Raw genomic sequence first — 19,239 nt, forward strand, 5'->3', positions numbered from 1 at the left:
ATTCACTTTGAAAAGGCAAGGTCAAAGGCAACTCGGGTGTAAAGGCAATAACCAAACAACTAATCAACAAAAAGCGGAAAACCCAGGCTAGCAAGGTTCCCACCACTGCCTGGAGGTGTATGCGCCAGCCTTGCTCCTTCAGCCCTTTTGATGCAATGACCAAATCCTCGCCCAGTTTAATGGCACCTTGACGAAAACGCCGCAGCAAGCGGTTATTCGTAGCCCAGCCCAACAAACGTTTCATCTGCTGGGGCCCCCAGAAAATGCCATATGCAAAAATGATGGAATACACGATCATAAAAATGTAAAAGCCCAGGGCCAAATAACCCCATTGTCCCAAATCACCAAAAGACTGCGCCCCTGGCCGTAAAATGTCAAATCCAAAAATGAGGAACAAAATGGGTAGGGTACAGAGCATGAACAAGGCATCCAATACGATGGTATAGGTCACAATGGTCACGGTTCGTGCTACAGAAAGTTTTTCCTGCGACAAGATAAAAAAGGCTACCGCTGAGCCTCCCAATGCAGAGGGTGAAACCGCTGAACTAAACTCCCAAATAATTACCACTTCGATACATTTCCACCAGGAAAGTTCCTTGTTGGTCAAGGCCCGCAAGCGGAAGGCATAGGACAAGTCTCGAATCAATACAGTCAATACACCCATCCCAATCCAAAAATAAACGTGACCCGTCCATTGGATGCGTTTGAACTCTTCCGGGTCAAAATTGCGCCACAACATATAAAATACTCCGGCAAGGCCGAGTAAGGCGGGGATGATGATGCGGTAGGGCGAAATTGACTTTAATGCCTTGTGCTGATCCTTTTCAGTATCTTTCCAGGCTTCTTCTTGCTTCACTCTGACGTGGTTTAGGGGCATAAATTAGTGCTGCCCAAATTATAAAGCTCGAAAATCAGTAATTTTTTCCATTTTTGGTAATGATTAGGAAAATATGGACAAAGAAGAACAACTCAAACGCTGGCGACTGGTCCTTGGGCAAAATGCTGACCCTAAAGACAGCATCGGGTTAGGGGAGGAAGAGCAGGGCATGGACAAGGTCCTGGATGCCTTGTACGACAGCGAACGCGAACGTGGCCTGGGTAGTTCTTCGCCGAATGTTACCCGTTGGTTGGGGGATATTCGCAAGTATTTCCCCGCGCCCGTGGTGCAATTGATGCAAAAAGACGCTCTGGAGCGCCTACGTTTGCACCAGATGTTGTTGCAGCCTGAATTGTTGGAAACCTTACAAGCCGATGTACATTTGGTCAGTACCTTGCTGAGTTTGAAAAAAGTGTTGCCCGCCCAAACCCGCGAAACCGCTCGCGAGGTCATCCGTAAGGTGGTGAAAGAACTGGAAAAAAAACTGCGCCAACCTTTACAAAATGCCATTAAAGGTAGTCTAAGTAGAGTGGCTCGTTCTCGTCGGCCCAAACCCAACGCCATAGATTGGCACCGTACCATTCGCGCCAATTTGAAGCACTATCAAGAAGAGTACCACAGCATCATTCCTGAAAAACTCTGGGGCTTCGGTCGCCGCCAACCCAAAATGAAAGACCTGATCCTACTGGTGGACCAAAGTGGATCCATGGCCGCATCGGTGGTTTATGCCGGGATTGTGGGCTCGATCATGGCTTCCATGCCCAGCATTACCACCCGCTTCATCGTGTTCGATACCAGCGTGGTGGACCTCAGCGAAAATTTGCACGATGTAGTGGACCTGCTTTTTGCTACCCAGCTCGGCGGGGGCACACACATCAGTAAGGCCCTGCGTTATGCCCGCCAGCACATTCGCCAGCCGAAGCATACGATTATGGTCCTAATTTCGGACTTGATGGAGGGCGGACCGCAGGATGACTTGCTCCGCCAAGCCGCGGAAATTAAAGCCGCAGGGGTTAATTTGATTGCCCTGCTGGCTTTGAATGACAAGGGCGCACCGATGTACGACCACCATATTGCTACCCAATTCACACAGTTGGAAATTCCCACTTTTGCGTGTACGCCTGATGCATTTCCGGATTTGATGGCGAAGGCGATTAAGGGGGAAAGGCTGCGGGGGACGCCGTGAACTTATATTCTAAGGTCAATCTATAATTTAGCGTAAATTCGCTACCCACTTTCCAATATTTAGCGTAAATTCGCCAATTCTTTCGTTTGTGCTGGAATTTCTGGTACAGCGAACCAATCTGCGTTTTTTAGCCTCAACCTTAACCAGACCAAATAGCGGGTACCGGGATTGCCAGTACCCGCCATCAAACCAAATGACGATGAACTTTCATTTGTCCGAAGAACACTTGGCCGTTCAGGCCGCAGCCCGTGATTTTGCCCAAAAAGAATTGAAGCCTGGCGTCATCGAACGCGATTCCAAAATGGAATACCCTTACGAGCAAATCAAAAAGATGGGCGAGCTGGGCTTTTTAGGCATGATGGTTTCGCCAGAATACGGTGGAGGAGGGATGGATTCCTTGTCCTACGTACTCGCCATGGAAGAAATTTCCAAAATAGACAACTCCTGTTCGGTGATCATGTCGGTCAACAATTCCCTGGTTTGTTGGGGCATTGAAACCTTTGGCAGTGCCGAACAAAAAGCCAAATACCTACCTAAACTGGCCAGCGGCGAATGGATCGGCTCCTTCTGCCTCTCCGAACCTGAAGCGGGCAGCGATGCCACCCACCAGCGCACCACCGCAGTTGATATGGGCGACCACTACCTGCTCAACGGCACCAAAAACTGGATCACCAACGGGGGCACTTCCAAATTGCATCTGGTGATGGCCCAAACCCATCCAGAGAAGGGCTCCAAAGGCATCAATTGCCTGATTGTGGAAACCAGTATGCCTGGTGTTGCCGTCGGGGCCAAGGAAGATAAACTGGGCATCCGCTCATCGGATACCCACACCATTATGTATACCGATGTCAAAGTACCGAAGGAAAACCGGATCGGGGAAGATGGTTTTGGTTTCAAATTTGCCATGAAAAGCCTGGCGGGTGGCCGCATAGGCATTGCCGCCCAAGCTCTGGGCATTGCTGGGGGCGCTTACGAACTGGCTCTGGAATACTCCAAACAACGCACCGCTTTTGGCAAACCCATCAACCAACACCAGGCCGTAGCGTTCAAACTGGCCGATATGGCTACAGAGATCGAAGCGGCCAAACTGATGGTATACCGAGCTGCCTGGCTCAAGGACCAGGGACTGGACTACAGTGCGGCCAGCGCGATGGCCAAACTGTATGCTTCCGAAGTAGCTATGCGCCACAGTGTGGAAGCAGTGCAGGTGCACGGGGGCTATGGCTTCGTGAAAGAATACCACGTGGAGCGTTTGATGCGCGATGCGAAGATCACCCAGATTTATGAAGGGACTTCGGAAGTGCAGCGGATTGTGATTTCAAGGGAAGTCACGGGCGGGAAACCCTATTTGCCGGTGTAAGGAAGGATTCCAGCAAATGGTGCTTTTATTGATTTTGATTGAGTGACGAGTTCCGAGTACATGACTTATGAGTTTTGAAGTAAGCTACCGCAGCGTCTCAGGCAAAGCCTTGGTCTAAGTTGCTGCGGTAGCCCACTTCAAAACTCATAAGTCATGTACTCGGAACTCGTCACTCAAAAAAAATCAATTAATGCTGTCGCTTTGATGGCTTGGCTATTGAGCTACAACAAGCGTTTCTGCACGAACGCCATTAGCGCCTTCACCTTTGGTGTATACGGTGGAAACAATACACTCAGTGTCCCAAAATTCCGCTTCACCACTGCTTTCTCATTCGAAAAAGCCACAAAGCCGTGAAAGCCCATGTATTTGCCAATCCCACTGTTGTTCACCCCTCCGAAGGGTAAATTGGGATTGCCAAAACCCAACATGTAGTCATTGATTACGGTACCTCCAGCCGAAGTATTGGCCATGATGTAATTGATGAAGCGTCGATTGCGGGCGCCGATGTACAAAGAAAGTGGCTTTGGTCGTTTGCGGATGATTTGTACGACCTCTTCCTGGCTTGAAAAAGGCAAAACCGGCAGGATTGGCCCAAATATTTCCTCTTCCATGATCGCCATGTCGTCGCTGATGTTGGCAAGTAGGGTAGGGGGGACAAACAGTTCCGCCTCGTTCCAGGTACCGCCCAATAGTTCCACCGCACCCTTGCTGATGGCATCATCGTACAAGCGCCGCAAACGCTGGTAATGTCGGTGGTTGACAATCCGGCAATAGTCCGGGTTGCTTTCCAGACCTGGTAAATCGGTATACAAACGTTTTAAGGATTTTTCAAAAGCCTTGACAAAGGCGTCCATTTTGGACTCGTGCACCAAGGCGTAATCGGGGGCAATACAGGTCTGACCATTGTTGAGGCATTTGCCCCAGGCCAGGTTGTAACTTAGCGTATCAATGGCAGCAGATGCGTCCAAAATAGCCGGGGATTTTCCTCCCAGTTCCAGCGTTACTGAAGCCAGGTTTTTGGCGGCAGCAGCCATCACAATTTTGCCAATCTGTGGACTTCCGGTGAAAAAGATGTGGTCAAAAGGCAGCTCCAACAAAGCCGTAGCCAAACTTGCGTCCCCTTCCAAAAGGGCCACTTCTTCTTCGGAGAATAATTTTTTGATGGCCTGTGCCATAAACGCAGCCGTATGCGGCGTCAATTCCGAGGGTTTGATGATGGCTGTATTTCCCGCCGCGATTGCATAAACCAGTGGAGAAAAAGTAAGGTTAAAGGGATAATTCCAGGGGGATATGATCAAACTCATCCCTTTGGCTTCATATTCGATGTAAGAAGTAGTGCCCAGCAAAGTAAGGGGAGTCGGTACTTTATGGGGGCGCATCCAACGGCGCAACTCGCGGCGGGCGTGTAGCGCATGGCTTCTCACCACTGCGATTTCTGACAACATGACCTCTACCTCGGCCTTGCGAAAATCCTGGTACATCGCATCCTTTAGCCCTTGCATTTCCTGATCGTTGTCCATAAACTGGATCAGGCGATTCAGGCGGGCGATGCGCTCGGTAGCAGTAGTATTGGCAAGCTCAGGAGCATAACGTTGTTGCTTTTCAAAAAGAGCCTGGATGTTTATTTGGCTGGCGGTGATGGTTTCCATGTGCTGCGGAAGTTATTGGAATTTTTCAATGTCGTACCCCTTCATAATCGTATCCTCGTAATTGCCAGGCATCAGGCGGGCAATGCTGTCCATGTAGCGGGCGTCTTTGCCGATCAGGACCCGTTTTTCCTTGCGCTCAATACCTTTGATGATGCGTTTGGCGGCATCGGCGGCGCTGGTTTTGGCCATGCGGTCGAAGACGTCGGAGAATTTATTGAGCCGTGCTGTTTGTTGGGTATCGATGTTTCGAACGATATTGGTTTTGATGCCTCCCGGGTGTACGCAGGTTACACTTACGCTCGTTTTGGCCAGTTCCTGGCGCAGTACTTCGGTGAAGCCCCGCACCGCAAACTTTGCAGTTACATAGGCACCTTGATCGGGATAAGCTGCAATGCCAAAAATACTGGATACATTGACCAGGGCAGCTTCTGGTCTTTCCCGCAAAAAAGGAATGAAGGCCTTGGAGCCATAAATCACCCCCCACATGTTGATATTGATTACCTTTTCAAAGAGTTCGTAGGAGGTGCTTTCAATTTTTTGCTGCAAGAGGGAAATTCCAGCGTTGTTGATGACGATGTCGACTCCACCGAAGCGGTTCACGGTTTCCTGCGCAAAATGGTACATTTCCGTACGATCGGCTACACTAAAAGCGCGCCCGGCGACCGTCCCGCCCTGGGCTTCAACCATTCGAACGGTTTCTTGCAGGGTTTCTTCTTTCCAATCATTGAGTACCACACTCGCCCCCGCTGCGGCAAGCTGAAGTGCCAATTCGCGGCCCATCCCCGAACCTGCTCCGGTGATGACCGCTACTTTTTTCGTAAAATCTTTCACGCGCGACCTGATTTTAGCACCCGGCCGGGAGCTGCATTTTCAGTTCTAGCCCGGGTGCTTACATGACCTGTCAATATTAGGTTTTTTCGCAGGAAATTTCAGGTGCGCAGGCAGGTTTTTTTGAAAAAAATCGGCCTGTCTCTTTCTGTCTAGTCAATACTTTCCAATACTTTTTGGATTTCTCTCAGGCTCTTGGGTTGGTAAACGAGGTTGTAAGCCTGTTTGCTCTCCCCTACTTTGATGTCTTTTACTGCCAACATGGAGCGGCCCTGGTCCACTTTGATGCCGATCAATTTGGCGGCCATCCCCTTCGGGATATTGTCCGAGAGGTAGTCCCCCTGGGCCGTTTTGCTTTTGACCCCTAAAATACTGGGCAAATGTGGGAAAACCAGCATCAAGCGTTCCTCAGTCGCATCGCTATCCTGTATGGCTATTTGGGTCAGTTGGGCTTCCGGCATGTCCAGAAATTTATCACAATTGATCCAGCCCAGGCGATTCACCGCAAAGAAATACCGATCCAGGGTTTGTTGCGACAATTGGCCGTCGCTGCTTACCCCTTTTTCGTACAATTCTTGCATCTTTTTTTGGTCTTGTTCCCGATTGGCGGCGGCGTAGGTAGCTTCTTTCAGTGCATTCTGATAATTCTGGAGATCACTATCGAGGGCCTCTTTATAAAGCCTCACATAATTCAAGCTGTCCTGAAAATATTTAGTCCAATAAGTACTATCGCGCCGAAAAATTTTTAGACTACGCTGGTAGTTTTTCACCTGTTTGGCATAAATCCTATCTTTTTGGGCTTCAATTCTTTTTTTGTTGGGGAAGATTTTTTGAAAGAAATCTAAATGAACTTTAATGTCCTCACGTTGTGGTTTTTGTGGTATGGTTCGGGCTCTGTGGTTGGGGTTGAGCTTGGGCCGTCCTGTATTTGTGATCAATTGCTTGATTGCTGTTTCTCTATATATGGCAAATTGGCTTGCAACGTCTGTTGAAGGGTCTTTGCGGGAGGTAGCCAAAAGTGAAGTTGCCCTGCGCTGGGTGGGGTTCCAGTTGATTAGACCTGAATGATGAGGGTCTTTATCATCTCCCAAGAATAATTCCATAGCTGGATCAAATTGGCCTTTCCGTATGGGCATCCCAACCCCAATTTCTTTTTGTGGAGCCAGCTGCAATTCTTGTCCTTGGGCCAGGACTTTAAGGTTGACCATGCCTCCGGTCGCCAGCATTTTATGGTTGGAAGAAGTACTCAACCCGGCCATTAGCATGTCACTCAATCCGTAGTACTCCTGGATTTGTAAAATAACCTCTCCTTCGACAACGGGCTGGCCATTGGAGTAGACAAATGCCTGTGCTGGAATCATCAAAAAAGTGCCCTGATGGGTGAGCAAGCAGGTGGATTTGGTGCTGGAAATGGGATAAGAATAGGTCTGGGTATGATCTAATTTGCTTAATAAACTTTGGAAATTTTCATTAAAAACAGCCTGGATGTATACATCAACCCGGCGGTTTTTGGGGCGATTTTCAACTGTGTTGTTGTCCGCAAGGGCTTTCTGCTCTCCATAGTTGTTCAACTTTGCATTTTGAGTTGCCAGGCCTAAACTGTCGAAGTAAGCCAAAACTGCATCAGCTCTCCGTTGCCCCAATGCCTGATTGTAAGCATTGCTGCCTTCATCGTCGGTAAAAGCTTGAATGGTGATTTGATAACTTTCAGCCCCACTCAGGTCAGTGATTGCCTTCCCCAGGATTTTATGAGCCTCAGCAGAGAGCTGGTGTTGATTCGTGTTGAAATAAACGGTATGGGAGAAATTGGTAGTTTGAGCATTTAGCCATTGTGTAATTACAAGGCAGATAAAGAGTGATAAATGCTTCATAATTAGTGAAATTTAAGTCTAGTTAATTAGGATTACCTACTTATGTTGGGAAGGATCAGGAGCTCCCTGATCCTTCCATTTTTATCAGTTCACCTTTGCCAACTCCGCCTGAATTTCCTTCAAGGTTTTGGGCTCGTACACCAGATCATACTGTGCTTTTTCACCTACTTTGGTATCCTTCACGGCCATCATGGAGCGGCCCTGGTCCACTTTGATGGCAATGATTTTGACTTCCATTCCCTTGGGCACTGGCGCCGAAAGGTATTGTTTCGTATCCGCGTTTTTGACAACGGGTAAAATACTGGGTAGTGATTTGAACACCAGCATGATGGATTCTTCCGTCTCATCATTGTCGACAAAGGCCATTTCCGTTTTTTTGTCCTCGGGAACATTCCAGAATTTGTCACAATTGATCCAGCCCATACTATTGACTTCAAAGAAGTAACGGTTCATCGCCTTTTGGTCCAGATTGCCGCTACTTACATAACCTTTTTCATACAATTCGCGGCGATCAACCATGTCTTTTTCCCATTGGGCGAGGTCTACCTGATAATCTTGCAGTGCTTCCTGGTATTTTTTCAGGCCTTCTGCCCTGGCTTCGGCATAACGTTGTTGGGCATTGCGCTTAAAGTCGGCGTAGGCCAAGCTGTCTTTGCGGTAAATTTGCCACACTTTTACGTACTCGGTGCTGTCTTTTTTGTATTTGGCAACCCGTTTGGGGTAATTTTCCATCCGTTCTGCGTACAACTCATCCTTTTTTACTTCTTCAGCAGCCTTGCTCATGAAAATTTCTTGCAGAAAAGTTTTCCCTACAGTAGTTTTTTCCCGGTTGGGCAAACGTGGATAATTTGGTTTGGCATTCTTTGGCAGAGTGGGCTGTTTGGGCAATTCCGCCATTTGTGCATTGACAAAATCATACTCGCGGGGTTGGCGTGGGCGATTGTTGGGCAGGCGTAGCTCCTTTGGTGCCGGAGCAGCCCGGCGGCGGGTAGCTTGCCAATTGACCCGACTGCCGCCGTGAGGATCTTTACCCCCCAGGAAAAGCTCCATGTCCTTGTCGAAGTTTCCTCCCTGGATGGGCATACCCAGACCCATTTCCACTCCTGGAGCCAGCTTCAGTTCCTGACCTTGGGCAATGGCTTTGATGTTGACCATACCAGCCGTAATCAGGGGTTTGGAGCTGGAACTGGTAGTCAAACCCGCCAGCAACATATCGCTAAGGCTGTAGTCTTCTTCAATACTCAGCGTAATTTCTTTGGCGCTGACTGCCTGACCATTGGGCAATACGAAGGAGTTGGCGGGAAGTAGCACCAAGGTGCCTTTTTGTGCAAAAATCCGGTTGGCTTGGGTAGGGTCGATGGTGTAGTGTTGGGTGCGGCCTTCGCCGAGTTTTCCAACAAAGGCATCAATTGAATTGACAAATTGGGCTTTGATGAGTACATCTACCCGCCGATTTTTCTGGCGACTTTCCGGAGAGTTGTTGTCTGAAACGGGATTGTCCTCTCCAAAACTTTCGAGTCGGGAAGTCTTGGTCTGTAACCCCAGGGTACTTAAATAGTCAAGTACGGAAACAGCCCGTCGTTGAGCCAATTTGTAATTGTAAGAGTTTTCACCTTGGTTGTCGGTAAATGCTTGAATTTGGATTTGGTAAGTGTCGGCGTATTTCAGATCATCCAGTGCTTTGTTCAGTTGAGTGCGGGCTTCGGCAGTAAGTACATGTTGTTCAGTGTCGAAAAATACAGTGTAGGAAAATTGTTGAGTTTGAGCATTGAGTACAATGTTGGCCAATACCCCAAGGAAGAGCAAGTAAAACCTCATGGCAAATTTAGGTTTAGTGTGTTAGCAATTAAACTTATAACACCAAAACCCAATTAAATTACACCCAACTGAGTATATTTTTTACAATTTATTTATGGCCTGCGCAGTGGCTGCTTTAAAGATTCAAAAAAAGATTCGAGATAGTTGACCGCATCGTTGCGCCCGGCAGCACTCAAGGCCTTAAATCCTTTGATGTAGTCAATCATCGCCTGGCGTTTGGATTCAAAAAGCGCCTTGGTCGAGGCTATTTCGGCGTCACTTTGGGTCATGCTCAGAAAAATGCGCTCGCGGATACTGGTGAGTTTATAATCGGCATTGGGCAAGGCGTAACTGGCATTGACAAAGCCCGAAAAGTCAAAGTCATAAGGAACGATGGCGGACTTGCTCCCATCCTTAAATTTCAACATTTTTACGTTGCGCACCATTTGGATGGACCAGTCGGTATTGCCAATCATGTATTCAAATAGACAGGCAGCATTGACTTGTTCCATGTTGAAACTGTCTTTGGGGGTAGAAAAACAATCGTCGCATAGTTTGGCGCCACAACGTTTGGCCATACTTGCCTCGTCTTCCATCAAAATTCCCCAACCACTGGTTTTAGCCTTGGATTTGCTATCCCGGTATTTGATTTCCACGAGGTGCACCTTTAAGGCATAGGGGCTGATCATTTGGTACAACTTATAAGCCAGGTATTCCCGCATCAAAAACTCTTTGCCTTCGAAGCCCTCCACACAGTGCGTGATGAGCTTGAGTTCGTCATCTTTAGCGAGGCCTGCTTTTTGCAAATCACCTTTGTTGAAATTGAGTTTGAGGGGCGGCAGTACACAGATACGGCGACGGAATTTTCCACGAGAACGCAGTTTGATTTCCCATTTTTGGGCTTGCCCCGCGGCATCTGTAAAACTTATGCTGGCAGGTTGGTATTCATTGGTCTTTTTTTGATCTTTGAGCAGGGTCATATCCGTACTCAATTCCATTTCAAGTACATCACCAATGGCCATGAATTCAAAAATTGTCTTGGTAGAGTCTTTTTTTTGGCCATACAGCACGCTGAAGACAAGAGTCAGTGTGCTAAAAAGGAGGAGTAAGCGTTTGGTCAACATGGGCTGCTGGATATTTCTTTGATTGTAAAGATGCAAAAAAGGCCAGACAATCAAAATTAATTTAGCGCCCCAATTGAGTATCGTCGGTAATGACGATGCAGCAGTTGCATAGGATCGGAAAATGGTGGTTTGTGTTTAATGGATAAATTTGCTTCATGATTTGGGTTTTGTGTGCAATAGATTGTCCTGGCCAGTCTGGTGCTTATATCCTGCTGACCGGGCAATACAAAATTAAAAGGATGCCCAGGGAAATGCACTACCAATTGTAGCGCATTTGTTCCAACCCAGATTTGCCGGAAGGAAGAGTGGGGACTTGCCTAATTTTTTGAAAAATAATCTTTTGCGAATTTGTTAAAACAGGTTCTATGATGTTGAAAGCTGCATTGCGCAAAGATGAAGCACTATGGGCAGAAGTACTGCAACAACCAGTTGATGCCGGTCAATTTCAATTATGGTGGCTGGGCCAAAGCGGTTTTTTGTTGCAATGGCAGGGTAAACGGGTCCTTTTTGATCCCTACCTTTCCGATTCACTCACCCGCAAATACGCTCAAACCAACAAGCCCCATGTGCGCATCAGCGAAAGAGTCATTGATCCTGCACTGCTTTTGAGCATCGATGTACTGACCTCCAGCCACAATCACACCGACCATCTGGACGCGGAGACCTTGCAGCCAATTTTGGCGAATAGCCCTCAGGTTGCCTTTGTTATACCGGAAGCCAATCGTGATTTTGTAGTGGAGCGAGTAGGTTGCGTGCGCGACTTCCCGCTGGGTTTAAACGACGGTCAAAGCATCCAATTGGGCCTGTTCACGCTGCATGGTATACCCGCCGCCCACAATGACTTGGAAAGAGATGCCCTGGGCAACTGCCGTTTTATGGGTTATGTGCTTGAATTCGGCCCCTGGAAAATTTACCACAGCGGCGATACGCTCTGGTATCCGGGAATGGTGGACATCCTAAAACCTTTTCAGGTAGACATCGCCCTATTGCCCATCAATGGCAATGATCCGGCGCGGGGTGTGGCGGGTAATTTGAACGCCCGGGAAGCAGTGGAGTTGGGGCTAGCCATTGATGCCAAATTGGTAATTCCTCACCACTACGACCTTTTTGAATTCAATACCGCCGATCCTCAAACATTCATCGACTACGCCGAAAAAATGGGACAGCCTTATAAAGTACTCGCTCTGGGCGAAGCAATAAAAATTTAACAAACTTAATTTCAAAACCCTATTTCGATTTTGCCAGAATACCTTTAACTTGGAGAGCCATCAGCTCTCAGCAGTGAGCTATCAGCCATTAGTTAGAGCATCCCCTAGCTGATAGCTCATTGCTGACAGCTAAAACCATTTTCCCATGGCTGAATCTTTTTGGCGTTTTACCAACGATACTGGACAACCTTACCTCATTGGCCTTTTTCACGGCGACAAGGATGGGCACCTGGTGGTGCATTGCAACTCTCGGGTTGTACTCGTCGATTTTAATGTGCAAGAGTCCAAAGCCTATTCTTTTTTCATCGAAGAGGAACTTTGTGAGCTAAAACTGGATCGCCTGGATACCGGATTTAAATATTCCTGCCAGATCAATGTAGATGCGGACACTCCGAAAAACCGTTGGCGAAAATCGACTGAACAGACTGAAAAAAACTATACCCAACGCGCCTGGTGGATTGCTGGCAGCACCTTTGTCTTCCTCATCATTTTGAGCATCTTGTTGAGAAATGTCTTTTTTCCCAAAATCTGAATTATTTTTACATCCTTAAAATACGCTCAAAACTTTATTGGCCTTGAAGCATTTGGCACAACACATCGAGAGTTTGATTTTTACGGCGGATGCCCCCATTTCATTTACCGATATTCGGGCTTGTTTGGAAGAGACCTTTGGCCTGGAATTTCATCAGGAAGAACTGGAAAAAGCGATTCAAGGGCTGATTGAAAAATATCAGGACGAAGCCTTTGCTTTTGAACTAATCGAAATTGCCGAAGGCTACCAATTTTTGACCAAAGGGGCTTATCACAATACCGTTGGTACCCTGCTCAAACAAAGAACCCGCAAACGCCTTTCTCGTGCTGCTTTGGAAACCCTGGCTATTGTGGCCTACAAGCAGCCGGTGTCAAAAACCGACATCGAAAAAATTCGTGGTGTCAATTCTGATTATGCCATCCAGAAACTATTGGAGAAGGAACTTGTTTCTATTGTAGGCCGGAGTGAAGGCCCAGGAAAACCACTTTTGTACGGTGCCGGGGATAAGTTCATGAATTATTTTGGGTTAAAAAGCATCAAAGACTTGCCACAACCCAAAGAATTCAAAGACCCGGAAAATCTCATCGGTGAACCTGAAGACATTGAAGAACTGGCGGAAAATGCCGCTGATCCGATTGAAGACTAATGAATCAAGTTGAGTGGTTGAGGAGTTGAGAAGTTTAGCGAAAGCGACACTCAACTCCTCAACTCCTCAACTCCTCAACTCGACTTATGGAAGATTTGCTCGTAAACCGGGTGGCCAATAGTGGCTTGATTACGATAAACCTGGAAGATTTTTTCCCTGCTGGCGAAATTGCCCATTTCGATCTGGTGGATTACCTGTTTATGGGATTGATTTTGAAGGAAAAAGATTTTCGTGAAGCCCTTAAAAATCACGACTGGACGCAGTACCAGGACAAGGTTTTATTGGTTTATTGTTCCAATGATTCCATCATTCCGGTTTGGGCCTACATGTTGGTGGCTACTTATGCGGAACCTTTCGCGAAGGATATTTTCCAGGGCGATGCCGACAATTATTACAAGGCAGCCTTTAATCGGGCTCTGAACCAGATTGATCCCGCTTCTTATGCTGGCCAACGCATCGTCATCAAGGGATGTAGTGATAAACCTGTGCCACCTTCAGCCTACCTGGAACTGACCCGTTTGCTCAAACCACACGCGCTGAGCATCATGTACGGGGAGCCTTGCTCTACCGTGCCCATTTATAAGCGGAAACCCTAAACCACATGGGCCGTGGCCAAGGCCGCAATTTTTTGTATCTTTGAGCCATACCTATACTTTTCGACTATGCAAAAGGGACTTCGCATCTACGTCGCGGTAGCAGCGGCACTTTTTACCATCGCACTTTTGAGCTCCTACAGCGGTTTGCGCTCCGGTAGCAAAGGGGGAGACAATGATAGTTTGCCGCAGGTCATCAAAAGTGTGAATCTCAACCGCAAATTCGATTTTGCAGGCGAAGCCGTGCCTACCGAAAGTTTCGATGTGCGGGAACGTTTGGAAAAAGAGTTGTTGATCAATTCCTATCTGCACGCCAATACCTTGATCAACATCAAACGCACCGCCCGCTATTTCCCTTTAATTGAAAAAGTATTGGCTGAAAATGACCTGCCCAACGATTTAAAATATTTTCCAGTCATCGAAAGTAACCTCAGCAATGCCACCTCTTCGGCAGGAGCAAAGGGGCTTTGGCAATTTATGAAAAGCTCGGCCGATTATTATGGCCTGGAAGTAAATGAAGAAGTGGACGAACGTTACCACATAGAAAAAGCAACCCGAGCAGGAATCAAATACCTGAAAGACCTCAAAAAACGCTTCGGGTCCTGGGCCTTGGTTGCTGCTGCCTACAACATGGGGCCAACCCGTTTGGCCAGCGACATCAAACTCCAACGCGCCGAGTCCTATTATGAACTCAACCTCCCTGACGAAACCTTACGGTATTTCTTTCGCCTCATTGCCGTCAAAGACATTTTTGAAAACCCTCAACAGTACGGCTTTTACCTCGATAACGACAATTACCCCCCTCTCGACAATTACAAAATTGTGGAAGTCAAAACCCCCATTTTGAGCCTGGGCGACTTTGCTAAAGAACACCATACCACCTATCGGATGCTCAAGATTTACAACCCCTGGCTGATTGACTCCAAATTGAGCAACCGGGCTGGAAAATTGTATGAGATCAAAATCCCCAAGTAAAAGCTTGGCCCAAAGCAATGATGGCTCAGGATGATTTAAAAGCGATAGGATGATAGGCTTTTTGATGCTGCCCTAAAAATATTCGGGTATACATCCTCAGAAAAGTCAATTCCAGAAATAAAAAGTTCAAAGCAATTAAAAACACCAACACAATTTGATGAGCCGAAATATGGGTAAACATCAAGTCGATGGCAATAAAGGTTGGTGTAATTGGAAATCCTCCCAAACCCAGGCAAGACAACAAAAACAGTAAAGCCATACCCGGGTGCTCATAACTGTGCCCATGGTAATGGTTCAGTTCCACCTCTCCTTCAAGCGTTCTAACCCTTTTTAAAGCAAAATATCCCACCGCGGCCGCAATGAGGGTTCCGCTCAGGTAAAGAAGAATTTGTTTCATTTCGACCGGCGCATTCCATACAATCGAAAGAATGGTAAACAATTGGCTTAAGAGCGCGATTTGCCAGGCGTGTAAGGCGTTTTCGCGTTCGGCAAATGCTTTCAGGACCATCGTCAATGCGATAGCTGCCAAAATGATGGCAAGGTAATTCTGGGTTTGCCCACTTACCTGCGCTTTAAAAGCATAAGCCGCTCCTGCACCCAGAAGCAGGACCAGCCAGAGCAACAGTCCCCCTTTTTTGCTGAGCAAAATTACCCCTGTGCCAAAACGTTTGAAGGGATACCATAAGAACTTACTCAACTGATAGTCAAAGTTCCATTCCTTGATACTCAGCACATAAATGCCGTGTCGGAGCTTTGTCCAAAATGGACGTTCAACCTGCGTTGGGCGTGGCTTGAAATTGAAAAACATATCGTGAATCAAATAACTGAGGACCGAAGGAGAAACCAACAATTGATAGGTCCTCAAAAATGCATTCCCTGCAAAGTGGAACAAAGCCAGCACTTCAAAACCCAGCGCTACTTCAATAAACATCAACCCAATTTGGGTTATCGAAGCATAAGCAATCTGGGTTTTCACAGAAGACTGGACTCGGGCGATCAACATGGCCAGTATGCTGGTAATCAGCCCGATGGCAATAATTATACCTTTGATCCACCACTGATCCCCCCAAAATGGATAAGTACGCAGCAACAAAAAGACTCCAATGTGTACCGACAGGGAACCGTAAAAGATCGCACTGGAAGAGGTCGGGCCTTCCATTGCCCGAGGTAGCCAGGTAAAAAACGGCAATTGAGCCGACTTGATCGCAGCCGCAATCACAATCATTAGCGCAATAAAGGTAGCCTCAAAGTAGTGCTCCTGAAATAGTTTGAGTACAGCTTCTGCCTGGGTCAATTCAAAAAAAGTGATGTTTTTGTGCCACAAATGATGGCTCATCCACATCGCTAGAATCAGACAGATATCCCCCAAACGGTAGAACGACAACACTTTGATCCCATTTTTGACGGGCAAATAGCGGTCGCGGTAAAAACCAATCAACAGAAAGGAGGTGATGCCCAATATTTCCCAACCGATAAAAAGGGTTTCAAAATTGCCTGAAAATACAATCAGGTTGTACCCAAAATAAAAGGCCAAAAGGGTGACAAAAAAACGTTTAAAGCCTTGCTCCCGGTGCATATAGTACTTGCTAAAGACCACCACCAAAAAAGTCAAAATGGCTCCCATCGCAGCAAAAACAGCGCTTACCTGGTCAAAATAGTAGTTGGTAAAAAATTCAAAATGAGGGTTCTTGTACAAAACCCACTGTTTATAATCCAGGATCGGAGTGCCTAGGTAAGCCCAATAGCTGATAAAGCTCAATATCCCAAGCGACTGTATTCCTAGCACGGCCAAGGCAATTCCTGCCAGAACACCTTCTTTTTTATGCGGTACCAAAGTAGCTGCAATGAAACCCAACAAGGGCAAAAAAATAAATATTTGAAGCATTTGTGACATAGCCGCCGATTAGTTTAGGGTAAAAACAGGCAAATTCTCCAACGTTGCATCTGCAATCTGGTTGGTTTCCATCTCTGGTGCAGTTTCCATCAGGGTATCAAAATCCCCGGCCGAAGAAACACCACTGGTTAATGGCCGGTAGAGCTTAAATTCCCCGTTCTGAAACGAATAAAACTGCTTGCTTTCAGGGTGTATCGCTACCAGATGAACCCATTCATTGATGTACCACTCGTACATTTCCGGGGCGGATTGGATCGTTTTGAGCACAATTTCTGGAAAATGTTCAACCATGATGAGAAGCCTGACCGGGTCATGTACTTCGATCATTTGCAATGGTAAACCAGGGCGCAAATCTCCATCACTGCTATTGGCTACACCGAATAAGCCCATGACATTATGGGGCAATTTGGTGCCCGCCCCCAGTCGATAATTGTCTACCCTGGAAAAGTAGTACTCCAGATTGATCCCCCCACATACCGGGCCCAAAGGGCGCATGATCCCTGGCAACAAATGGCCTTCCGGGTCGCTGCGGTAATCGTAAGAGTTCAAAAAAGCACGCCGATCCAAAAATAAACCTTTGCTTAAATCCCGTCGACCCACAATACAAAGGGTATTGGTACCGTGGCCTAATTCGGGCCTCGGTTCAAAGAGGGAAACCGAACGGTCCTTGATTGCTTTGCGAATCTTCTTGATCGGCATTTTGGTATTGATCGATGCAAAGCGGCGAGAGCGTTCCTTGGCATTCAAATCCAGAGCTTGTTCAAAACGCTGTGCATGTTGTTGGTGAAGGGGAATGTTCTCTGCGCTAAGGGTTTGAGTGTCAAAAAAGTGGATTTCATCGGCAGCAGTATCGTGTAAGCCTCCAATAAACTGGGTCGAGCCTGGTATGTCAATGCCTTTATGCGATAAGTTTGATCTGACTTCGGGGTGATTCGCCATAAAGGCAAATACCCGGGCGTTTACGGACCCTGGCCGGCCACTGCAAGCACCACAATCGTGAGCACCATGGTGCGGGTTGTTGGCACTACTCGATCCGTGGGCTATCACGTATACAATTGGCGCAAAATTTTTGATCAGTCCCATTCCCCTCAACTGGGCTTCCACCCGGGTAGTCATCTCTTCGATGGTAAAACCGATTTGTAGTCCATTTTCCCGATCAGTCACACTTTTGTTTTCGATGCTCAGTTGAGCTGCTTCGTTCATGTGCGCAAAGGCATTGGAAATAGCAGGGCTCATTTTGGGCCAAAAGAGATTGGAAAAAGTCCGGATTCCTGCCCATATGCCCAAGCCTAGTGTAAGGGCAAAACCTGGCAACAAGGTATGGGTTTGGCGGGTGTATAACCATTCATGCTTGCGGTGTTGGTTTGTCCCAAACTCTTTGATTAAATATTTTGGAGTAACCGGAGCCGGGCAAAGCTTTTCATAAAATTGACCGTTTTCAGGCTGAAAGAAAAATTCTACACCAAAAAAGCCTGGGGCGCCCAGGGTTTCACACGCTGGGTCGATCTTTTCGACGTGTCTACGTAAGGAACATTCCCGTTCATCAATGCAAAAGATGGCCTGAAAGCTTTTTTCGATGGCATTATGGGAATGATGGTCCTGCCCTTTGGCCAGACCTGCCAGCACCTGATCGTAATAATCCCATTCAAAAGCATCTTGCCAAAGTGCAAATACCTCTTGTATTTCGGTGTTCTCCACCGCTGCAAACAATTCCAGGGGTGGCTGCTGGACCCGGGTACAAAGGGGGGACCAATTGCGACCCAACTGCGCTTCTAATGCATCAATTTCCAGCAACAATTCAAAAGTGATCAAATCCTGAAGGGAAATGATCCTCTGGTCAAGCAGTGCTTCAGGTTTGTCTTCCACCGCAGCGACGATGCCAGACCAACCCTGATGGCTGAACTGTTGATCAAATACATATTGTTCGTAATAGGCGGCATTGCCTACCACCATTTCCAACAATTGTGGAATGCTACATTGGTCTTGCAAAAGCAGTTGTCTGGCTTTAGCCGTTTTGAAAAAACTGGAGTACCCATTGCTTTCCAATGTTTTGATGGCAGCCAAAAATCCTAGGTTCCCATCGGTAGGAAATGACCACAATGAAATGCCCTGATCCAGATAACTACACAATATTCTGAACAAAAGGGGCTGCACCAGAGCATCTATGTCCAGACCGAATTGGTGCTTCCATTGTTCCCGCAGTTGGCCGATGCGTGGTCGGCGATTTGTATCGTAAGTTTGTTCGAGCATATTGAACTTCCAGGTCTCCAGTTCACTTGCTCCCTTCTTTTGCCGAATCACTTGCTCCAGGATATTCATTCTGATTCGACCATTTTGTAACAGTTGCCGGTATTCCGCCAATTGTAGGGTAACCTGGTAGCCAAAAATGCTGGAAGCCTTAAAAATGGCTGGATAAAATTTGAGATGCTGGTAGGCGTGCAGCGAATTATGGTGAATAAAATCTTTCAGCGCGGATTGCCCGGGCAGGTAGTGTTTCAATTCATGCAACAAATGCTGTAGGTCGAATTGCTGGGTACCTTTTGTATACTGTGGGTGCTGGGCATTCTCCTGGGTTAAATTTGCAGGCTGAGTGGACGCGGTGGAAGGTTGGGATGCCGATTGTTGTGTTGGCATGATGTCTGCCTTCCAAAACATTGCTTTGTTTCTCATTATTTCACTGTTGCAAAACGTAATACAAA

15 protein-coding genes are annotated in these 19,239 nt (G+C 47.1%); 7 read left to right on the forward strand and 8 right to left on the reverse strand.

All coding sequences use genetic code 11. The features are described from left to right. Nucleotides 1-856 (reverse strand): lysylphosphatidylglycerol synthase transmembrane domain-containing protein (locus SFV55_RS20430; RefSeq protein ID WP_320031404.1); only part of this gene is annotated, 856 nt, incomplete at its 3' end. 94 nt (nt 857-950) lie between these two features. On the opposite strand from SFV55_RS20430, the gene SFV55_RS20435 reads away from it, so the two are divergent. Beyond that, entirely contained in the window at nt 951-2,063 is a 1,113-nt protein-coding gene (locus SFV55_RS20435) for a VWA domain-containing protein (RefSeq protein ID WP_320031405.1), read from the forward strand. A gap of 199 nt (nt 2,064-2,262) precedes the next feature. Continuing rightward, nucleotides 2,263-3,423, forward strand: coding sequence for an acyl-CoA dehydrogenase (locus SFV55_RS20440; protein ID WP_320031406.1), 1,161 nt, complete (start codon nt 2,263-2,265; stop codon nt 3,421-3,423). Between the two features lie 221 nt (nt 3,424-3,644). Here SFV55_RS20440 and SFV55_RS20445 read toward each other — a convergent pair whose 3' ends face one another. The 5 genes from SFV55_RS20445 to SFV55_RS20465 all read right to left on the reverse strand — a co-directional run bounded on the left by SFV55_RS20445 (nt 3,645) and on the right by SFV55_RS20465 (nt 10,692). Then, entirely contained in the window at nt 3,645-5,072 is a 1,428-nt protein-coding gene (locus SFV55_RS20445) for an aldehyde dehydrogenase family protein (RefSeq protein WP_320031407.1), read from the reverse strand. Between the two features lie 12 nt (nt 5,073-5,084). Then, nucleotides 5,085-5,903 carry an SDR family NAD(P)-dependent oxidoreductase gene (locus tag SFV55_RS20450; RefSeq protein WP_320031408.1) on the reverse strand — a complete coding sequence of 273 codons (819 nt, stop codon included), beginning with the start codon at nt 5,901-5,903 and terminating at the stop codon, nt 5,085-5,087. A gap of 149 nt (nt 5,904-6,052) precedes the next feature. Further along, nucleotides 6,053-7,771, reverse strand: coding sequence for an OmpA family protein (locus SFV55_RS20455; RefSeq protein ID WP_320031409.1), 1,719 nt, complete (start codon nt 7,769-7,771; stop codon nt 6,053-6,055). An 84-nt stretch (nt 7,772-7,855) separates the two neighbouring features. Next, a complete protein-coding gene (locus SFV55_RS20460; protein WP_320031410.1) occupies nt 7,856-9,589 on the reverse strand; it encodes an OmpA family protein in 1,734 nt (577 codons plus the stop codon). 92 nt (nt 9,590-9,681) lie between these two features. Then, on the reverse strand, nt 9,682-10,692 hold the full coding sequence (locus SFV55_RS20465; RefSeq protein WP_320031411.1) for a hypothetical protein: 1,011 nt from the start codon (nt 10,690-10,692) through the stop codon (nt 9,682-9,684). 368 nt (nt 10,693-11,060) lie between these two features. Here SFV55_RS20465 and SFV55_RS20470 point away from each other — a divergent pair, with 368 nt between their 5' ends. From SFV55_RS20470 to SFV55_RS20490, 5 genes are all read left to right on the forward strand, one after another. Further along, nucleotides 11,061-11,900: an MBL fold metallo-hydrolase gene (locus SFV55_RS20470; RefSeq protein WP_413776724.1), complete on the forward strand. Its 840-nt coding sequence runs from the start codon at nt 11,061-11,063 to the stop codon at nt 11,898-11,900. A 145-nt stretch (nt 11,901-12,045) separates the two neighbouring features. Further along, on the forward strand, nt 12,046-12,432 hold the full coding sequence (locus SFV55_RS20475; RefSeq protein WP_320031413.1) for a hypothetical protein: 387 nt from the start codon (nt 12,046-12,048) through the stop codon (nt 12,430-12,432). Nucleotides 12,433-12,475: 43 nt separating this feature from the next. Continuing rightward, complete coding sequence (gene scpB / locus SFV55_RS20480; RefSeq protein ID WP_320031414.1) at nt 12,476-13,078, forward strand: SMC-Scp complex subunit ScpB; 603 nt, start codon at nt 12,476-12,478, stop codon at nt 13,076-13,078. An 86-nt stretch (nt 13,079-13,164) separates the two neighbouring features. Next, nucleotides 13,165-13,674, forward strand: coding sequence for a DUF2480 family protein (locus tag SFV55_RS20485; RefSeq protein WP_320031415.1), 510 nt, complete (start codon nt 13,165-13,167; stop codon nt 13,672-13,674). A gap of 66 nt (nt 13,675-13,740) precedes the next feature. After that, on the forward strand, nt 13,741-14,646 hold the full coding sequence (locus SFV55_RS20490; protein ID WP_320031416.1) for a lytic transglycosylase domain-containing protein: 906 nt from the start codon (nt 13,741-13,743) through the stop codon (nt 14,644-14,646). Between the two features lie 25 nt (nt 14,647-14,671). Here the strand turns inward: SFV55_RS20490 and SFV55_RS20495 are convergent, their stop codons facing one another. Both SFV55_RS20495 and SFV55_RS20500 read right to left on the reverse strand, forming a co-directional pair. Then, nucleotides 14,672-16,540 (reverse strand): proton-conducting transporter membrane subunit, encoded by a 1,869-nt coding sequence (locus tag SFV55_RS20495; RefSeq protein ID WP_320031417.1) that lies wholly within the window; start codon nt 16,538-16,540, stop codon nt 14,672-14,674. A gap of 9 nt (nt 16,541-16,549) precedes the next feature. After that, nucleotides 16,550-19,210 (reverse strand): DUF2309 domain-containing protein, encoded by a 2,661-nt coding sequence (locus tag SFV55_RS20500; RefSeq protein ID WP_320031418.1) that lies wholly within the window; start codon nt 19,208-19,210, stop codon nt 16,550-16,552. Nucleotides 19,211-19,239: the final 29 nt, after the last annotated feature.

It is taken from the genome of Haliscomenobacter sp. (assembly GCF_033763495.1).
Taxonomy (GTDB): domain Bacteria; phylum Bacteroidota; class Bacteroidia; order Chitinophagales; family Saprospiraceae; genus Haliscomenobacter.